This is a genomic window from Glacieibacterium sp. (assembly GCF_965200405.1).
Lineage (GTDB): Bacteria > Pseudomonadota > Alphaproteobacteria > Sphingomonadales > Sphingomonadaceae > Glacieibacterium.
The window spans coordinates 1,756,576-1,773,169 of record NZ_OZ241356.1 but is presented as its reverse complement, the minus strand read 5'-3'; the positions used below and the strand labels follow the sequence as shown (position 1 = coordinate 1,773,169).

Annotated in this window: 14 protein-coding genes and 1 tRNA gene; 6 read left to right on the top strand and 9 right to left on the bottom strand. The window is 66.7% G+C overall.

Translation table 11 applies throughout. The features are described from left to right. Positions 1-81 precede the first annotated feature (81 nt). Positions 82-657 (top strand): phosphatase PAP2 family protein, encoded by a 576-nt coding sequence (locus ACOFKW_RS08215; protein WP_419816826.1) that lies wholly within the window; start codon positions 82-84, stop codon positions 655-657. Positions 658-666: 9 nt separating this feature from the next. Beyond that, the gene (locus ACOFKW_RS08210) at positions 667-1,752 is read left to right on the top strand and encodes an ABC transporter ATP-binding protein (protein WP_419816825.1); all 1,086 of its coding nucleotides are present in this window, start codon (positions 667-669) and stop codon (positions 1,750-1,752) included. Here ACOFKW_RS08210 and ACOFKW_RS08205 read toward each other — a convergent pair. Genes ACOFKW_RS08205 through ACOFKW_RS08195 form a run of 3 tightly spaced genes read right to left on the bottom strand, consistent with a single transcriptional unit; the run spans position 1,749 to position 4,713 of the window. Beyond that, positions 1,749-2,600 (bottom strand): carbohydrate ABC transporter permease, encoded by an 852-nt coding sequence (locus ACOFKW_RS08205; RefSeq protein WP_419816824.1) that lies wholly within the window; start codon positions 2,598-2,600, stop codon positions 1,749-1,751. The genes ACOFKW_RS08210 and ACOFKW_RS08205 overlap by 4 nt on opposite strands. Then, complete coding sequence (locus ACOFKW_RS08200; protein WP_419816823.1) at positions 2,591-3,472, bottom strand: carbohydrate ABC transporter permease; 882 nt, start codon at positions 3,470-3,472, stop codon at positions 2,591-2,593. The genes ACOFKW_RS08205 and ACOFKW_RS08200 overlap by 10 nt, the downstream gene beginning before the upstream one ends. After that, positions 3,469-4,713 (bottom strand): extracellular solute-binding protein, encoded by a 1,245-nt coding sequence (locus ACOFKW_RS08195; protein WP_419816822.1) that lies wholly within the window; start codon positions 4,711-4,713, stop codon positions 3,469-3,471. The genes ACOFKW_RS08200 and ACOFKW_RS08195 overlap by 4 nt, the downstream gene beginning before the upstream one ends. 269 nt (positions 4,714-4,982) lie before the next feature. Here ACOFKW_RS08195 and ACOFKW_RS08190 point away from each other — a divergent pair, with 269 nt between their 5' ends. From ACOFKW_RS08190 to ACOFKW_RS08180, 3 genes are all read left to right on the top strand, one after another. Beyond that, on the top strand, positions 4,983-7,880 hold the full coding sequence (locus tag ACOFKW_RS08190; RefSeq protein ID WP_419816821.1) for a TonB-dependent receptor domain-containing protein: 2,898 nt from the start codon (positions 4,983-4,985) through the stop codon (positions 7,878-7,880). Between the two features lie 162 nt (positions 7,881-8,042). Next, positions 8,043-8,909, top strand: coding sequence for a phenylalanine 4-monooxygenase (gene phhA, locus ACOFKW_RS08185; protein ID WP_419816820.1), 867 nt, complete (start codon positions 8,043-8,045; stop codon positions 8,907-8,909). Then, on the top strand, positions 8,906-10,117 hold the full coding sequence (locus ACOFKW_RS08180; RefSeq protein WP_419816819.1) for an amino acid aminotransferase: 1,212 nt from the start codon (positions 8,906-8,908) through the stop codon (positions 10,115-10,117). The genes phhA and ACOFKW_RS08180 overlap by 4 nt, the downstream gene beginning before the upstream one ends. A 106-nt stretch (positions 10,118-10,223) precedes the next feature. Here ACOFKW_RS08180 and ACOFKW_RS08175 read toward each other — a convergent pair whose 3' ends face one another. The 4 genes from ACOFKW_RS08175 to hppD form a co-directional block, all read right to left on the bottom strand. After that, positions 10,224-10,610 (bottom strand): Rieske (2Fe-2S) protein, encoded by a 387-nt coding sequence (locus tag ACOFKW_RS08175; RefSeq protein WP_419816818.1) that lies wholly within the window; start codon positions 10,608-10,610, stop codon positions 10,224-10,226. Between the two features lie 7 nt (positions 10,611-10,617). Then, positions 10,618-11,904, bottom strand: coding sequence for a fumarylacetoacetase (fahA, locus tag ACOFKW_RS08170; RefSeq protein WP_419816817.1), 1,287 nt, complete (start codon positions 11,902-11,904; stop codon positions 10,618-10,620). Next, on the bottom strand, positions 11,901-13,175 hold the full coding sequence (hmgA, locus tag ACOFKW_RS08165; protein ID WP_419816908.1) for a homogentisate 1,2-dioxygenase: 1,275 nt from the start codon (positions 13,173-13,175) through the stop codon (positions 11,901-11,903). The genes fahA and hmgA overlap by 4 nt, the downstream gene beginning before the upstream one ends. Before the next feature lie 68 nt (positions 13,176-13,243). Then, positions 13,244-14,284, bottom strand: a complete 1,041-nt coding sequence (hppD, locus tag ACOFKW_RS08160; protein ID WP_419816816.1) for a 4-hydroxyphenylpyruvate dioxygenase — start codon at positions 14,282-14,284, stop codon at positions 13,244-13,246. Between the two features lie 81 nt (positions 14,285-14,365). Between hppD and ACOFKW_RS08155 the strand changes: the two genes are divergently transcribed. Beyond that, complete coding sequence (locus ACOFKW_RS08155) at positions 14,366-14,824, top strand: MarR family winged helix-turn-helix transcriptional regulator (RefSeq protein WP_419816815.1); 459 nt, start codon at positions 14,366-14,368, stop codon at positions 14,822-14,824. Between the two features lie 66 nt (positions 14,825-14,890). On the opposite strand, the gene ACOFKW_RS08150 is transcribed toward ACOFKW_RS08155, so the two are convergent. Then, positions 14,891-14,977: transfer RNA gene (locus ACOFKW_RS08150), tRNA-Leu, on the bottom strand. An 84-nt stretch (positions 14,978-15,061) separates the two neighbouring features. Continuing rightward, positions 15,062-16,573, bottom strand: a complete 1,512-nt coding sequence (locus ACOFKW_RS08145; RefSeq protein ID WP_419816814.1) for an acetyl-CoA acetyltransferase — start codon at positions 16,571-16,573, stop codon at positions 15,062-15,064. Between the last annotated feature and the right edge of the window lie 21 nt (positions 16,574-16,594).

Sequence of the window (16,594 nt, the reverse complement as noted above, 5' to 3'; positions counted from 1 at the left end):
CCGAGGTCAGGAAGCCTCGGTCAGGGCGGCGTCGTTGCCGCAGGCTTGGTGACGACCGGCATTCCCGTGCATTGTGCCGTAATGACCACACCCAGCGATCCCGAACAGGCCGACATCGCGGTCGCCAACGCCGTCGAACCGCTGCAGGATACCGCCCCGGTCAAGGCGCTGGGCTGGGCCAGCGAAATCGCCGACCAGCCGCAACTGATTTCCAGCTGCATTGCCGTTGGCGTCGCCGGGCTCGTTCTCGGCAGTCGCCGCCTGGCGCGAACCGGTGGCCGCATGCTCGCAGCCGAGCTGCTGGTGACCAAGCTCAAGTCGCTGATCAAGCACCGCATCGACCGCAGCCGCCCGGCGGAACTGGCCAAGGGGCATGGCTATACCGCCGAGGCCGGCAACGACACGTCGAGCGAGATGAGCAGCTTCCCGTCCGGACACACCGGCGGCGCCGTGGCCGTCGCCCGCGCCTTTGCACGCGACTATCCGGAGCAGGCGGTCGTCGGCTACGGCGTCGCTGCCGCGATCGCCGTGATCCAGGTGCCGCGTGGCAAGCATTACGTCTCCGACCTGATCGCAGGCGCGCTGCTCGGGGTCGCTGCGGAGCAGGCGTCATGGGCCGTCGAACGACTGGTGGTCGGCAGCCGTGGATCGAACTGACCCGGCATCATGAGCAGCGTCGCCGTACAGGATCTGTCCAAAAGCTTCGGCGCGGCGACGGTGCTGCACCCGACCGACCTGTCGATCGACGAGGGTGAATTCGTCGTCATCATCGGCCCCTCGGGTTGTGGAAAGTCGACTCTGCTAAGGCTGTTGGCGGGGCTGGAGACTCCCACCTCGGGCCGCGTGCTGATCGGCGGGCGCGACGTCACGATGCTCGAGCCCGCGGCGCGCGACCTCGCCATGGTATTCCAGTCCTATGCACTATACCCGCACCTGACGGTGTTCGAGAACATCGCTTTCCCGCTACGCATGGCGAAGCTCGACAAGGCGGAGATTGCCGCCAGGGTGGCCAAGGTCGCGGCGTTGCTCGAGCTTGAGCCGCTGCTCGACCGCCGTCCGCGGGCCTTGTCGGGTGGCCAGCGCCAGCGTGTCTCGATCGGCCGCGCCATCGTCCGCGAGCCGGCGGTGCTGCTCCTCGATGAGCCGCTGTCGAACCTCGATGCGGCGCTGCGGGTCAAGATGCGCCACGAGTTCGCCCGCCTGCACCAGCGGCTCGGCACGACGATGATCTATGTGACGCACGACCAGATCGAGGCGATGACGCTGGCCAACCGCATCGTCGTGATGTCGAAGGGCCGGGTCGAGCAGGTCGGCGCGCCACTCGACCTGTACCGCACCCCCGCGACGATCCGCGTGGCGGAGGCGATCGGGTCGCCGGCGATGAACCTGATGGCGGTGCGGATCGAACGCGCCGAAGCGTTGGAGGCGGTGGTGACCCTGCCGCACGGGTCGGAATGCCGGGTCGCTGCGAAGGTCCCGGTGCAGGCGGTCGGCACGCAGGCGACGCTCGGCGTGCGGCCGGAGCATTTGCGCATCGATCCCGAAGGCGTTTTCGGCGGGCGGGTCGAACTGTTCGAACGCCTCGGCCCGCTCTCGTTCGCGCATCTCGGCGAAGCCGGGGCGCTGGGCAGCATCGTCGCGCAACTGCCGCCGGACCGGCATGTGACCCTAGGCGAGGCGGTATGCTTCTCGGTCGCGGCGACGGACGCGCAGCTGTTCGCAGCGGACGGGTCGGCCTTCCCGAGGACCTAGCCCTTGACGCCGCCGCCGAGCATGCCGCTGAAATAATGGCGCTGCAGGGCGACGAAGACCAGGAGCACCGGCGCGGTGGTGATCACGGCCCCGGCCATCATCAGCTCGGTATCGCCGCCGTGTTCGCGGCTGATCGCTGCCAGCGCGACCGGCAGCGTGTACAGTTTCTGGTCGGTGATCGCGATCAGCGGCCACAGGAAGTCGCTCCAGCTGGCGAGGAAGGTGAACAGCGCCAGCGTCGCCACCACTGGGCGCAGCAGCGGCAGCATTATGCGAGTCAGGATCTGCCACTCGCTGGCGCCGTCGATGCGGGCGGCGTCGAGCATCTCGTCGGGGATCGCCAGCGCTGCCTGCCGGACCAGCAGTACGCCATAAACACCGGCGATACCGGGCGCGAGAACGCCGGCATAACTGTTCACCAGCCCGACCGATTGCAGCATCAGGAACAACGGCAGCATCGCCACCTGTGCCGGCACCACCGCCAGCGCCAGCAACCCCTGCAACAATCTCGCGCGCCCGGTGAAACGCAGCTTGGCAAAGGCATAGCCCGCCGGCACCGTCAGGCCGAGGCCGATCAGCGTCGCCAGCCCGGCCAGCGCGGCGCTGTTCACAAAGGCCGGGATGATCTTGTAGCTGGTCGTGCCGCCGCCGGCGTTGTGATTGTCGAACAGCAGTTCGCGGTAATTGGCCAGCGTCGGGTGCGCCGGCCAGAACGGCGGCGGGAAGCTGGCGGCGCTGCCCTTGGCCATCAGCGAAACATTGACCATCCACAGCAGCGGTGCCGCCGTGACCAGCGCCAACGCCGCGACCAGCGCCGTCCGCAACAACTGACGCCCGGTTACAGCCATTCGTAGCGCTTCCCGACGCGCACCTGCACCGCCGTCAGCATCAGGATCACGACGAACAGCAGCACCGCGACCGCCGACGCCATGCCGAGGTTCCACCAGGTAAAGCCCTCGTTGAACATGAAATACAGGATGGTGACGGTGCTTTGCGCAGGGCCGCCATGCGTCATCACATAGGGTTCGGTGAAGATCTGCAGGAAGTTGGCGACGCTGAGCACCGCCGCGAGCAGCAGCGCCGGGCCGATGGCCGGCAGGACGACATGGCGGAAGCGTGACCACGCCCCCGCCCCGTCGAGCCGCGCCGCCTCGTGCAGGTCCCGCGGTACCGTCGACAGCGCCGCGACAAAGACCAGCATGTTGTAGCCAAAGACCTTCCAGACGATGAAGATCAGCGTCGCTGGAATGCTGGTCCGCGGATCGCCCAGCCAGTCGACCGGGGCGACGCCGGCCAGCGAAAGCGCGTAGTTCAACAGGCCGGTGCGGGTATCCAGCACATAGCGCCAGACCAGCGCCGTCGCGACGAGAGTGCAGACATAGGGTGCGAACAACAGCAGCCGCCACAACGGCTTCCACCGCACCGTCGCCGAGGCCAGCAGCAGCGCGGCCGCCAGTGACATGCCGATCGCCGCGGGTACGCCGATGGCGGCGAAGAGCAGCGTGTTGCCGACCGAACGCCAGAACAGCGGCATGGCGAACAGCTCGGCGTAGTTGCCGCCGCCGACGAAGCGCAGGTTACGCAGGTCGGCCAGCGCGTAGATGTCGAAGTCGGTGACACTGAGCAGCAGCGCGCCGATCGTCGGGATCAGCAGCACCAGCACCGTTCCCAAGATTACCGGCCCGGTGAACAGCAGCGCGGCCCGGCCCTGGCGCGTCATGCCAGCCGGCCCTGGTCGAGCAGCCAGCGGCGCTTGCCGAGGATGCGATCGACGCGCCGGTCCATCTCGAGCGTCGCGGCGTCGACGCCGTACTCGCCGCGGACCATGTGCTCGGCGACCAGCTGGACTTCGCCGACGATGCGCTCCCACTCAGGCACCGCGGGCGGGGCGACGCTGCGCGCCACCTGCTCGGCAAAGACCCGCGCGATCGGGTCACGCGACAGCGCCGGCCCGCGCCACGCCTCGGGACGTGTCGGCAGGTCGCCGGTGATGCCGTAGATGCGCTGCTGCAGCCCCGCCCCGCACAGATAGTCGACCAGCCGCCATGCCGCCGCCGGGTCGCGCGCGTCGCGGCTGACGGCCAGGCTGGCACCGCGTACCAGCGCCGTCGAGGCGCCATTCGGGCCAGGTGTCGGTACAGCGCTCCAGATCGAGCGCGGAAACAGCGCCGCACGCCGCCGCAGGTCACCGATGGTGACGGCATCGGAGGGCAGGATCGCGAACCAGCCGCGCTTGAAACCGATGTAATTGTCCCCGGCCTCGGCCCCGGAGACAAGCGGAGAGAACTTCTCGTCGTAGATCGACTTGTAGAAAGCCAGGGCGGCGCGGAAGCCGGGGGTGGAGAAATTGCCACGGCTGTCGCTGTCGCGCAGCAAAGGCTCAGGTTGTTGCGCGGCAAAGGCGAGCAAAGGCTCCGGCCAGTCGATCAGGTGCAGCGTCGCATAGCGATCCGGATGCCGGCGCTTGAGCGTCCGCGCCATCCGCGTCCACTCGGGCCAGGCCAGCGGCGGCGCGGCGTAGCCGACCTCTGCCAGCAGGTCGCGGCGATAGAATTGCACCCAGGTATCGGCGATCCACGGCGCGGCGACCGGCCGCCCGTCGATCGTCACCGAGGCCAGCGCGCCAGGAAACTGCCCGGCCAGCAATGCCGCGCCCGCCGGCAGCGGCGCCAGCGCACCGAGCAAAGCCAGTTCCGGCAGCCAGGCGCTATTGAGCATCATCACGTCGGGCAACGACCGGCCGGCGAACCCGGTCAGCAACTTCTCGTGCGCACCGGTCCAAGGCACGGCCTGGACGTCGATCGCCTGACCTGTCGCGGCGGTGTACGGCGGCAGCAGCAGCGGCGCGTTCTCACCCGCCGTGCCCATCGCCCACCAGGTCAGCTGCCGGTCGCGCGCCTCGCGTCCGCACGCCGCCAGCATCGCGCCCGTCCCCAGGGCCAGCGCCGCGCGTCGCGACATCTTGGATCGAAGTTGCAGCACCGTTGTGGCACCCCTTTTCGCTCCAACGTCGGAGCCGGGTGCATCGGTCCGCCTGATCGTGCCCTGCGGCACAATCACTGATTGCCGCCCCGCCACCGTGTTCCGGGAACATCACCGGCCGTTGAAACGCTGCTTGCGGCGTCTTGGTCAGTTGACCCTTTGGCGGAGATTGGCTGGACGGGAGCAAGAAATATAAAGGGAGTTGTCACATGTCGTTCACCATCCCGCGGTCCAGGCTATTGTGCAGCGTGGCGCTCGTGCTTGTGCCGGTCTCCGCCGTGCGGGCTCAGACCCCGCCGCCCGCCCCGGCCCAGCCGGCGGCAGCAGGCGCTCCCGCCCAGGAGACCGCGGCCGCCGCGACGGCACCCGCGGCTTCTCCGGTCGAGGCCCGCGGCGACGACATCGTGGTCACCGGCTCGCGGATCAGCCGGTCCGAGTTTGCGGCGCCGAACCCGATCACTTCGTTCAACGCCGCGGCGATCCAGCAGTCGGGCAACACCAACATCACCAGCTTCCTGCAGCGCGTCCCGGCGCTGACCGGCTCGCGCGACTTCACCCAGACATCGGGCGGCAATGCAGTCGCCTCCAACCCGTTCGGCGCGGCCGGGCTGAACGAACTCAACCTGCGCAACCTCGGCACCAACCGGACACTGGTCCTGGTCAACGGCCGACGTCACGTCGCCGGTGAGCCGAACAGCGCTGCGGTCGACATCAACAGCATCCCGACCGACCTGGTCGAGCGCGTCGACGTGCTGACCGGCGGTGCCTCGGCGGTCTACGGCGCCGACGGTGTCTCGGGTGTCGTCAACTTCATCCTCAAGCGCGACTTCGAAGGCGTGTCGGCGCGCAGCCAGTTCGGCATCTCCAGCCGCGGCGACACCGGCAACCGCTTCGCCGCGATCACGGCGGGCAAGAATTTCGCCGACGGCCGCGCCAATATCACGCTGGCCTATGAGTATAACGCCGACGACCCGCTGCAGAACGATGACCGCGCCTATCTCCGCAGCGACCGGCGCCAGTACCTGATCCCCAACGACGCCAAGGCGAACAACCCGGCGCTGCCGAGCAACATCCTGGTCGGCGATCTGCGCTACCCCAACGAGTCCCCGATCGGCGCGGTCGACGTCAACGGTGACGGCGTTCCCGATTTCAACGGCCTCGGCCAGCCGTATCGCAGCGGCACGCCCGCGGCCTATTATTCGACAGGCGGCGACGACACGCCGGTCGCGGGCTTCTACTCCGGCGATCTCGCGCCGCGTATCGTCCGGCACGACGTTAATTTGCTCGGGCATTTCGATGTGTCCGACGCGCTGAAGCTGTCGGTCGAGGGCAAGTTCGCGCAGACCCGCGCCGCGACCTTCGACTATTACATCGGCACCTACGGCACGCCGATCTCGCTCGACAATCCGTTCGTACCCGCCGCGATCCGCGCTGCCGCCGTCGCTGCCGGGCAGGACTTCGTCTCGGTCACACGGGACAACATCGATTATGGCCGCCACGGCGAGAACGACCTGCGCCGCACCTATCGCGGCGTCCTCGATGCCTCCGGCCGGATCAGCGAGCATGCGACCTACGACGCCTATTACCAGTACGGCCGCACCGACGTCGCGATCACCAAGCTCAACAATCTGCTCGCCGCGCCCTATGCCAACGCGCTCGATGTCGTCACCAGCCCACTGACCGGCCAGCCGGTGTGCCGCTCAGGGGCCAGCGGCTGCATCCCGATCAGCCTGTTCGGTCCCGGCCCGATCAGCCCGGAGGCACTGAGCACCTTCCAGGTCGACGACACCAGTCACGCCCGGATAACGCAGCAGGTCGCCAGCGCCTCGATCAGCGGCGACTTCGGCGCGTTCTTCAAGCTGCCCGGCGGCCCCGTGCAATTCTCGTTCGGCGGCGAATACCGGCGGGAGACCAGCGCCTTCAATCCGAGCGACAACCTCATCAACAACCGCTTCGTCGCCTTTACCGAGCCGACGCTGGTGGCGCCGTCGGGCGGCCGCTTCAACGTCAAGGAAGCGTTCGGCGAGCTCAACGCGCCGATCTTCTCCGGCCAGCGCTTTGCCGAGACCCTGTCGGTCGGTGCGGCCTACCGCTTCTCCGACTATTCGACGATCGGCCACACCAACACCTGGCAGTTCAATGGTGTCTACGCGCCGATCCGCGACATCAGCTTCCGCGGCTCCTATGGGGCGGCCGTCCGCGCCCCCAACATCGGCGAGCTGTTCCAGCCGACCAGTGGCGACTCCAACTTCTTTATCGACCCTTGCTCGTCGAAGGAGGTCGGCAACGGCACGCAATTCCGTGCCGCCAATTGCGCGGCATCGCTGGCGGCAGTCGGCGCGACGATCTCGGACGCGCTGCAGACGCCGAACAACGTCACCGGCGTGCGCACCGGCAATCCCAATCTGCGCGCCGAGCGTGCCAAGACCTGGACCGCGGGCGTCGTGCTGCGGCCAAGCTTCCTGCCCGGCCTGACGGCGTCGGTCGACTGGTACGACATCAAGCTGCGGGACGCGATCAACACCCCGGCGCCTTCGCAACTCGCCAGCCTGTGCGTCGACCAGCCGAGCATCGACAACCAGTTCTGCCGCTCGATCAGTCGCGCCCAGACGACCGGCGTCATCAACGGCTATACCGTCCAGCCGCAGAACGTCTCGCGCTTCCGCACCGCCGGTGCCGACCTCAACATCGATTACCTGATCCGCACCGACAGCATCGGCACCATCGACCTGCGACTGGTCGGCGGCTACCTCAACAAGCTCGAGTTCATCGGCACGCCCGGCGCGCCGGCCACCGACAATGTCGCCCAGCCTAACGCGCCGAAGTATAACGCGAACTTCTCGCCGAGCTGGACGCTGGGTCCGCTGACGATCAACTACAACCTGCGCTGGGCCGACGGCGTCCGGGTCATCGACAAGCTGACGACCGACAATGATCCGAACTACGCCGCGGCCAACCTGCTGCGCTACAACGATCTGTGGCAGCACGATGTGCAGGTCGCTTATGAGGTCCGCGACGGCGTGTCCTTCTATCTCGGCGTGCTCAACCTGACCGACCAGCGCCCCGATCCCGGCAACTCGATCAACCAGCCGATCTCGGCGATCGGGCGGTATCTCTACGTTGGCGTGAAGCTCGCCAGCCGCTGACCGAATTGATTCCGGCGGCTCCATTCGGGGCCGCCGGACATTGAGACGCGCCTGAAGAGATTTTGCACGGTTACGGCATTTGATGGATCAGCTTCATCATCCAGACCTGTAACGACCAAGTTTTAGAAACGCAGTTTCACGGGATGTGGGCGATAATGCCTCATGACCCATGATCATCTCGAACGCCCCGCGGGCACTGCCGAAGACTGGACGATCCCGCAGGATTGGCAGCGCTACACCGCCGACGAACACGCGATGTGGGACACGCTGTTCGAGCGCCAGGCCGCGATGCTCCCCGGGCGCGTCGCACCCGAGTTTATTGCCGGCCTCGATATCCTTCGCATGTCGAAGCCCGGCATCCCGGACTTCGCCGAACTGTCGGAGCGACTGATGGCGGCGACCGGCTGGCAGGTCGTCGCGGTCCCCGGCCTGGTACCCGACGAGGTCTTCTTCGACCATCTCGCCAACCGGCGCTTCGTCGCGGGCCGCTTCATCCGCACCCCCGAGCAGCTCGATTACCTGCAGGAGCCCGACATCTTCCACGATGTCTTCGGTCACGTGCCCTTGCTCGCCAACCCGGTGTTCGCCGACTACATGCAAGCCTATGGCCAGGGCGGCCAGCGTGCCGCCGGCATGGGCGCGATTGACAAGCTGGCGCGGCTCTACTGGTACACCGTCGAGTTCGGCCTGATCCGCTCCGACGCCGGGCTGCGACTGTACGGTGCCGGGATCGTCTCCTCATATGGCGAGTCCCGGTTCGCCCTCGACGATCCATCGCCGAACCGCCTCGGCTTCGACCTCAAGCGATTGATGCGGACCAAGTACCGGATCGACGACTACCAGCAGAACTATTTCGTCATCGACAGCTTCGAGCAGCTGCTCGAGCAGACGTTGAACACCGATTTCGGACCACTCTACGAAGCGTTGCAAACCGCGTCCGACATCGAGATCGAGACGATCCTGCCCACCGACAAGGTCTACACCCGCGGCACCCAGGCCTATGCCCGCGCCAAGGAGTCCGCGGCATGATCGCGGCTGCCAACATGAGCATGCGATCGTCGGCGTTGCTCGACGCGCTGCTTCCCCAGCCGGCGGACGCGCTGCTCGCCCTGATCGGGCTGCACCGCGACGATCCCCGCTCCGGCAAGATCGACGTCGGCGTCGGCGTCTACCGCGACGAGACCGGAGCGACGCCGATCATGCGCGCCGTCAAGGTGGCGGAGCTGCGCCTGCTGGCCGGGCAGACCTCGAAATCCTACCTCGGCCCCGAAGGTGACGCGCGCTTTACCGATTTGATCGCCGCCGTCGCGTTCGGCAGCGAAGCGGCAAGGTCGGAGCGGCTGACCGGCGTCCAGACACCCGGCGGCACCGGGGCGCTACGGCTCGGCGCCGAAGTCATTGCACGGGCGAACCCGACGGCCCGGGTCTGGATCGGCGCGCCGACCTGGCCCAACCACGGCCCGATCTTCCGGGAGGCCGGATTGCGGGTCGAAAGCCACGCCTTCTACGACGTGGCGACCTCGACGCTCGACTTCGACGGCATGATGTCGGCGATATCGGGGGCGAGCGCAGGCGACGTTCTGTTGCTCCACGGCTGCTGCCATAACCCCTCGGGCGCAGAATTCTCCATCGACCAGTGGCGCGAACTGGCAGAATTCTGCTCGGACCAAGGCGTCATTCCGTTCGTGGACCTGGCTTATCAGGGCCTGGGCAATGGGCTGGACGAGGACGCAGCCGGACTGCGCTCGCTGCTCGCTGTCGTTCCCGAGGCGCTGGTGGCTTATAGCTGCGACAAGAATTTCGGCCTGTACCGGGAGCGTGTCGGGGCATTGTTCGTGATCGCGAACAGCCGGAAATCGGTGCAGGCAATCCGCGACAACACATTGGTCCTGGCGCGCAGCCTGTGGTCGATGCCGCCGGATCACGGCGCGGCGGTCGTCCGCCTGATCCTCGACGACACCGAGCTGACCACTGCTTGGCGGGACGAGCTGGACGAAATGCGCCTGCGCATCAACCGGATGAGGGCGCTGGTCGCGGCGGCGCATCCCAGGCTCGCGCCGATCGGGAGTCAGCGCGGCATGTTCGCGATGCTGCCCATCGACGGCAGCGCAGTCGCCGAACTGCGCCGCCGCCACGGCATCTACATGGCCGGGTCGGGCCGGATCAACGTCGCGGGCCTGCAGGACGAGAACATCGCTGCCTTCACGGCCGCACTGGTCCCGTTGCTGGTCCCGTAAGTTGGCGGATGACCCGCGCTCTTCATCGCCGTCTGGCCACTGGACCGGCGACTCTGCCCGTCGCGTGGCCCTCGAGGCCTTGCCAGTCGCCATTTGCGGGCAGAGGTCAGGTCGTGACGATCAAGCCGTCCATAACGGTGACCGGCCAGGGGGTTAGCCGCTGGCCGACGCAGGGACCGCCGACGCATAGCCCGGTCGACTTCTCGAACAGCGCGCCATGCCAGCTGCAGGCGATCAGATCGCCGGCTGGAGCCAGGTAATCGTCGAGCACCTGGGCCAGCGGCAGGCTCATATGCGGGCAGCGATCGATGAACCCGAAAACCTCATCGCCTTCACGGACGACGAAGCCGTGGAAGCGTCCGGCGCGCATCTGGACGACATAGTTGCGCGCCCCACCCGCCGGGATCGCCGCGACGGCACCCAGCTTGACCCCGGCGGGGGTCGCGAACAGCCGTTGGCTATCCGCCGCTGGAGCACCGTCGTCAGGCGTCACGACGGGTTTACGACCGGGCCGGGAGGATCGTGGCGGCGCAGGCGCCAAATCCGATCGAGACGAAGCCGGCGGCGCTCGCCGTGCCCATCAGGGTCAGTTCGTCACCATCGCCAAGGAACGCCCGGCTTTCCCCGGTCGGCAGGACGAGCGGCGTCGCACCGCCCCGGCTGATCTCCATCAAGCTACCAAAACCGTCCTTGTCGGGTGCGGAGATCGTCCCGGTACCGAGGAGATCGCCGGGGTTCAGATTGCAGCCGTTCGAGGCGTGATGGGCGACGATCTGCGCCACGGTCCAGTACATGTTGCTGGCGGGTCCACGGCTGAGCACGACCGGCGGCAGACCGGCCCCCCGCATCGCCGCGCTCGACAGCGTCACGGACAGCTCGATCGCGAGCGCGCCATGCTGCTGGTCGCGATCATCGAGCAGATAGGGCAGCGGCGCCGGGTCGCCTTCGGGACGGGCGGGCTGCGGCAGGCGGAACGGGGCCAATGCCTCGCTGGTCACCACCCAGGGCGACACGGTGGTGTGGAAGTTCTTGGCGAGGAACGGCCCGAGCGGCTGGTACTCCCATGCCTGGAAATCGCGCGCCGACCAGTCGTTGAGCAGGCACAGACCGACGACATGCTCGCCAGCTTCACCGATCGGGATCGGCGCGCCGAGGTCGTTACCCTGTCCGATCCACACGCCAAGCTCGAGCTCATAGTCGAGCCGTCGCGATGGGCCGAAGTTCGGCGCAGCATCGTCGGGCGCCTTGCGCTGCCCGTTCGGGCGCGTCACCGGCACGCCGGAGGGACGGACCGATGAGGCGCGACCATGATAGCCGATCGGGATCCATTTATAGTTCGGCAGCAATGGGTTGTCGGGGCGGAACTGCCGTCCGATGTTATTGGCGTGATGGATGCCGACATAGAAGTCGGTGTAGTCGCCGATGGTCGCCGGCAGGTGCATCGTGCATTCGCAGGCAGGGTGCAGCCACGGCTCGATTTCAGTCCGCTGCCCTATATCGGAAAGCAGCGCCGACAAGCGCCGGCGCAGTTCTATCCGGTCGCGCGACGCGAGCCCGAACAGGGCATTGAGCGAGGCGTGTCCGAGCGCATCTCGCGCCGTGTTTGGCAGCAAAGACGCGATTCCGGCGAGGTCGAGGATAAGGTCGCCGATCGCTACGCCGGGCCGTGGCCCGCGGTCGGCCGTGCTGAAGATTCCGAATGGCAGATTCTGGATCGGGAAGTCACGGTGCCCCGTCGCGCTCTCGACCCAGCTGGTCCGCGCGGCGTCATGGGTCTCGTCAATCATCGGGGAACCTGTGCCTTGGTAAAGCCGCTCCAGACATCGTCATAGTCGAGCTGCATCGTCGGGGTAGTCATCGCCCAGCCGGTCGGCCGGACGACGTCGCGCGTCTCGAACATGAACGCCATCGTGTCCGCGATCCGGTGCGGCTTGAGGTCGTCGCGCACCGCCTTGTCATAGCTCGCCTGGTCGGGACCATGACCGTTCATCTGGTTGTGCAGGCTGGCGCCGCCCGGCGAAAAGCCCCCGGCCTTGGCGTCATAAGCTCCGGTGATCAGCCCCATGAACTCGCTCATCACGTTGCGGTGAAACCACGGTGGCCGGAACGTGTCTTCGGCAACCATCCAACGCGGCGGAAAAATCACGAAATCGCAGTTCGCCGTCCCCGGGACTGCGCTCGGCGAGGTCAGCACCGTGAAGATCGAGGGGTCGGGGTGGTCGAAGCTGACGGTGTTCATGGTGTTGAAGCGTGTCAGGTCGTAGCGGCACGGCGCCAGGTTACCGTGCCAGGCGACGACGTCGAACGGCGAATGGTCGAGGGTGGTGCTCCACAGGCCACCCTGGAATTTCTGGACGACTTCGCACGGTGCATCGACGTCTTCGAACCAGGCGACCGGCGTCTCGAAATCGCGAGAGTTGGCGAGCCCGTTCGACCCGATCGGCCCGAGATCGGGAAGCCGGAACAGGCCGCCGTAGTTCTCCAGGACGTAGCCGCGGGCAGTGCCGTCGGGCAGCGAGACGCGAAATCGCAGGCCGCGCGGGATGAGCGCGATCTGTAATGGCGCAAGCTCGATGCGGCCTTGCTCGGTGTCGACAAGGAGGCGCCCTTCCTGCGGCACGATCAGCAGTTCGCCATCGGCCGAAAAGAAGGCGCGCGTCATGTCGACGTTCGCCGCGTACAGATGAATGCCGACACCCGAGCCGATGGCGACGTCGCCGTTGCCGCCATAGGTGACGAGCCCGTCGACCCAGTCGGTCGGCACGTCGGGCAACGGCAGTGGATCCCAGCGCAACCGGTTGGGCGAAGCAGGCGCCTCCACGAACGGCGCCGAACGCAAGTGCGCCGCGCCGGTGTAGGGCTGGAAGGCCTTGTGGTTCGCGGTCGGACGCAGCCGGTAGAACCAGGCGCGCCGGTTCTCCGACCGTGGCGCCGTGAAGGCAGTCCCCGACAGCTGCTCGGCGTATAGCCCGAACGGCACGCGCTGGGGCGAATTGCGCCCGACTGGGAGAGCGCCGGCGACACCCTCGCTGGCAAAGCTGTTGCCGAAGCCAGTCATGTACGCAGGCTCAGCGGCGCGTTCCGTCACAGCGTCTCTCCTCAACCCTCGATCCGCTGTGCCGACGCTCAATCGTCGACGGTCACGACGCCGCGGCGGATCTGATCGAGTTCGATCGACTCGTACAGCGCCTGGAAGTTGCCGTTGCCAAAGCCTTCGTTGCCCTTGCGCTGGATGATTTCGAAGAAGATCGGGCCGAACATGTTCTCGGTAAAGATCTGCAGGAGCAGGCCCTCGTCTTTGATGTCGCCGTCGATCAGGATGCGGTTCTTGCGCAGCCGCTCCAGATCCTCGCCGTGGCCGGGGACGCGCTTGTCGACCAGCTCGTAATAGGTTTCGATGGTGTCCTGCAGCTTGACGCCGCGCGCCCGCAACCGCTCGACAGTGTCGAAAATGTCTTCGGTCGTCAGGGCAAGATGCTGGATGCCCTCGCCGTTATAGTCGCGGATGAACTCCTCGATCTGGCTCTTGTCGTCCTGGCTCTCGTTCAGCGGAATGCGGATGGCCTTGTCGGGTGCGATCATCGCCTGGCTGAACAGGCCGGTGGCCTTGCCTTTGATGTCGAAATACTTCTGCTCTTCGAAGCCGAACAGCGTCTTGTAGAACTCCGACCACACGCGCATCTGGCCGCGCCGGACATTGTGGGTCAGATGGTCGAGCAGGTCGAGCCCGACATTGTTCGCCGCCTCGGCCGCCTGCCAGCCGGAAAACTCCGCCCAATTGCCGTACAGGTCCTCGCCGTCCTTGATGAAGTACAGATAGGATCCGCCGATCCCCTCGATAACCGTGTCGTCCTCGGCCGTGCGCTTGCCGCCATTCGACAGCGCCCAGCGCATTGCAGCGTCCGGATCGGCGACCCGGAACGCCATGGCGCTCGCCGACGCACCGTGCTCGTTACGAAAGGCGGCGACGCGGCCGTCGGCATCCCGATTGACCATCAGGTTGATGCGGCCCTGCTTATAGCGGGTGATGTTCTTCGTCGGGTGGCGGTGCGTCGGCACGAAGCCGAGTTGCTCGAACTGGCGCGCCATTGCTTCCGGGTCGGGCGAGGTGAATTCGACGAACTCGAAGCCATTAAGTCCCAGGGGGTTGTTATTCGGCTGGTCCACGTCAGGCTCCCGAGAATCAAGTAACATCTGCAACTATGAGACTGCATTGCGCATCTGGTGTCAAATGATACTATCTTTGTAATGACCCGGACCGGCCTTTCACTCGACGCCTTCGTCCCGTACCGGCTGTCGTTCACGTCCAACCTGGTCAGCAACGCGATCGCCACGGCCTATGAGGCGTTGTTCGGGCTCAGCATTCCGGAATGGCGGCTGGTCGCGGTGATTGCCGAAGCCGGTGGCGTGACCCAGCAGGCGATCGGACAGCGCACGCTGATGGACAAGGTCACCGTCAGCCGGGCCGCCATGGGCCTGGTCAAGCGCGGACTCCTGGCTCGCCAGCCTAACCCGGACGACAAGCGGTCCCATCTCCTTTCGCTGACCCAGGCGGGCCGCGACCTGTACAGGCAAGTCGAGCCAAAGGCGTTGGAACTCGAGCAATCGCTGTTCGCGACGTTCGACCGGTCGGAGATGCAGGCGTTCACGGCGACGCTTCGCAAGATAGATGCGATACTGCTCGATAGCGCTAATTTGCCGGCCTAGTCGCTGGACTGTACGCCGGAACCTGCCTGATTACATGACAGTCCGGGGCTTGGGACCGGTCGGGATTGGTGCGGCCAAGAAGACTCGAACTTCCACGGCCTTTCGGCCACAACGACCTCAACGTTGCGCGTCTACCAGTTCCGCCATGGCCGCACGACCCAAGTGTCCGGGGCGTGCCCCGTCCGGTAGGAGGCGCGAGTTAGCAGGGTGCGAGGGGCGGCGCAACTGGTGAGTGCGTCATTCGAAGCGGGCGTGGTTGATCGGGTGCCCTGGGGTGAGGTTGACGCGGCGGCCGACGACCTGGGTGTCGATCAGGGCAGCGGCTTCGGTGTCGATTACAGCAAGAGCGCGGTGGCCGCTGTCGAGTCGGACGATGACTGTCGCAGGTCCGTGGATGCCGCGTTCGTGGGGGATGGTGATGGCTTCGACGGTACCGGCGCCTGCAGGGGATTCGACAAAGGGAGGAGACTCGGCCGCGTCCAGGGCCGCCTGGAGCAGGGTCGGGTCGATGCGCGCGGGGTTGGCCGGGTGGTCGGTCGAGTAGACGCCGAAGCTGTGCTTGGTGAGATAGCCACCGTTGGCAAAGACCAACCCCTTGCTGCCGGGCGCGGCGTGACAGCGGGCCGCCATCTCGGCGATGGCGTGCAGCGAATAGGCGTTCCCGGGGCCACCGAAATAAGGCAGCCCGCCGGTCAGAGTAAGGCCGCGCGGATCGTCATGGGCAAGACCGATCATGTCTGCGGCGATCTCCACGGCGACCGGAAAGCAGCTGTACAGGTCGATATGGTCGAGCTCCGCGACACCGATCCCGGCCTGCGCCAACGCCTGTGCCGCGCCGGCGCGGATCGCGGGCGAGGAATGATAGTCGAGCCGCTGCGACACCAGGATCATGTCATGCACATCCGCCGAGCCGTGGAGATAGACCCGGGCCGACACCGGCACGCCGGCAGCATCCGCCGCCGCCGTCGACATCAGCAGCAACGCCGCCGCCTGGTCGACAAACATGTTTGAACACAGATACTTGGTGTACGGATAGGCGATGTAGCGGTTGTCATCCGTCGGTGTGATCAGCTCATCGGCCGTCCGCTCGACCGGTAGCGCGGCATAGGAATTGGCCGCCGCGACCCGCGTGAAGCCCGCCATCAAGGCACCGATGCGGCGGCGATGGGCCAGCGGGTCGTCGCCGTAATGCGCAGCCAGTGCGCTCTCGAACAGCGGGTAGACCGCGGTCGGCATGGCGATGCCGTGCGCGACCTCGTGCGCCGAGACCAGCCGCGTCTCCGGTCCGAGCGTCTCCGGCTCGCCGCCCGGATCCTCGGACCAGTCGAGCGCCAAGCCCATCTTTTGCGCGCGCGCCTGGGTCCGTAGTGCCTCGCCACCGGCAATCAGCGCGACATCGGAAGCGCCGCTGCGGATGCTCTCCGCCAGCAGATTGACCAGCAACTGCGGAGTGTTGCCGCCGACCGGGCCGTAGATCGTCCGCCGTGGCGCCTGCCCGAGCCGGGCGGCCAGCGACTTGGGCAGATTGGCATAGCTGCCGAACGGCGAGCGGAAGGCCGGCGACGAATCGGCAAACAGACGCACCACTGCCAGCGTGTCGACGACGACCCCCCTGCCCCCGCTGTCCGCCAGCGCCGCGCCCGACACCGCCGCCAACAGGTCGAGCGGGGAAAGGGCGTCGGCGGACAGCGAATCGCGGTCGACGAACTGCGCGACGCCGACCAGGACGGGGGTGCGGGGATCGATCATGCGGCGTCTCCGGGTAATGGT

Coding starts and splice junctions, on each gene's coding strand:
- ACOFKW_RS08145 (WP_419816814.1), bottom strand. CDS start 16,573: ATGATCGATCCCCGCACCCCCGTCCTGGTCGGCGTCGCGCAGTTCGTC.
- ACOFKW_RS08210 (WP_419816825.1), top strand. CDS start 667: ATGAGCAGCGTCGCCGTACAGGATCTGTCCAAAAGCTTCGGCGCGGCG.
- fahA (WP_419816817.1), bottom strand. CDS start 11,904: ATGATTGACGAGACCCATGACGCCGCGCGGACCAGCTGGGTCGAGAGC.
- ACOFKW_RS08195 (WP_419816822.1), bottom strand. CDS start 4,713: ATGTCGCGACGCGCGGCGCTGGCCCTGGGGACGGGCGCGATGCTGGCG.
- hmgA (WP_419816908.1), bottom strand. CDS start 13,175: ATGACTGGCTTCGGCAACAGCTTTGCCAGCGAGGGTGTCGCCGGCGCT.
- ACOFKW_RS08200 (WP_419816823.1), bottom strand. CDS start 3,472: ATGACGCGCCAGGGCCGGGCCGCGCTGCTGTTCACCGGGCCGGTAATC.
- ACOFKW_RS08155 (WP_419816815.1), top strand. CDS start 14,366: ATGACCCGGACCGGCCTTTCACTCGACGCCTTCGTCCCGTACCGGCTG.
- ACOFKW_RS08215 (WP_419816826.1), top strand. CDS start 82: ATGACCACACCCAGCGATCCCGAACAGGCCGACATCGCGGTCGCCAAC.
- ACOFKW_RS08180 (WP_419816819.1), top strand. CDS start 8,906: ATGATCGCGGCTGCCAACATGAGCATGCGATCGTCGGCGTTGCTCGAC.
- ACOFKW_RS08205 (WP_419816824.1), bottom strand. CDS start 2,600: ATGGCTGTAACCGGGCGTCAGTTGTTGCGGACGGCGCTGGTCGCGGCG.
- phhA (WP_419816820.1), top strand. CDS start 8,043: ATGACCCATGATCATCTCGAACGCCCCGCGGGCACTGCCGAAGACTGG.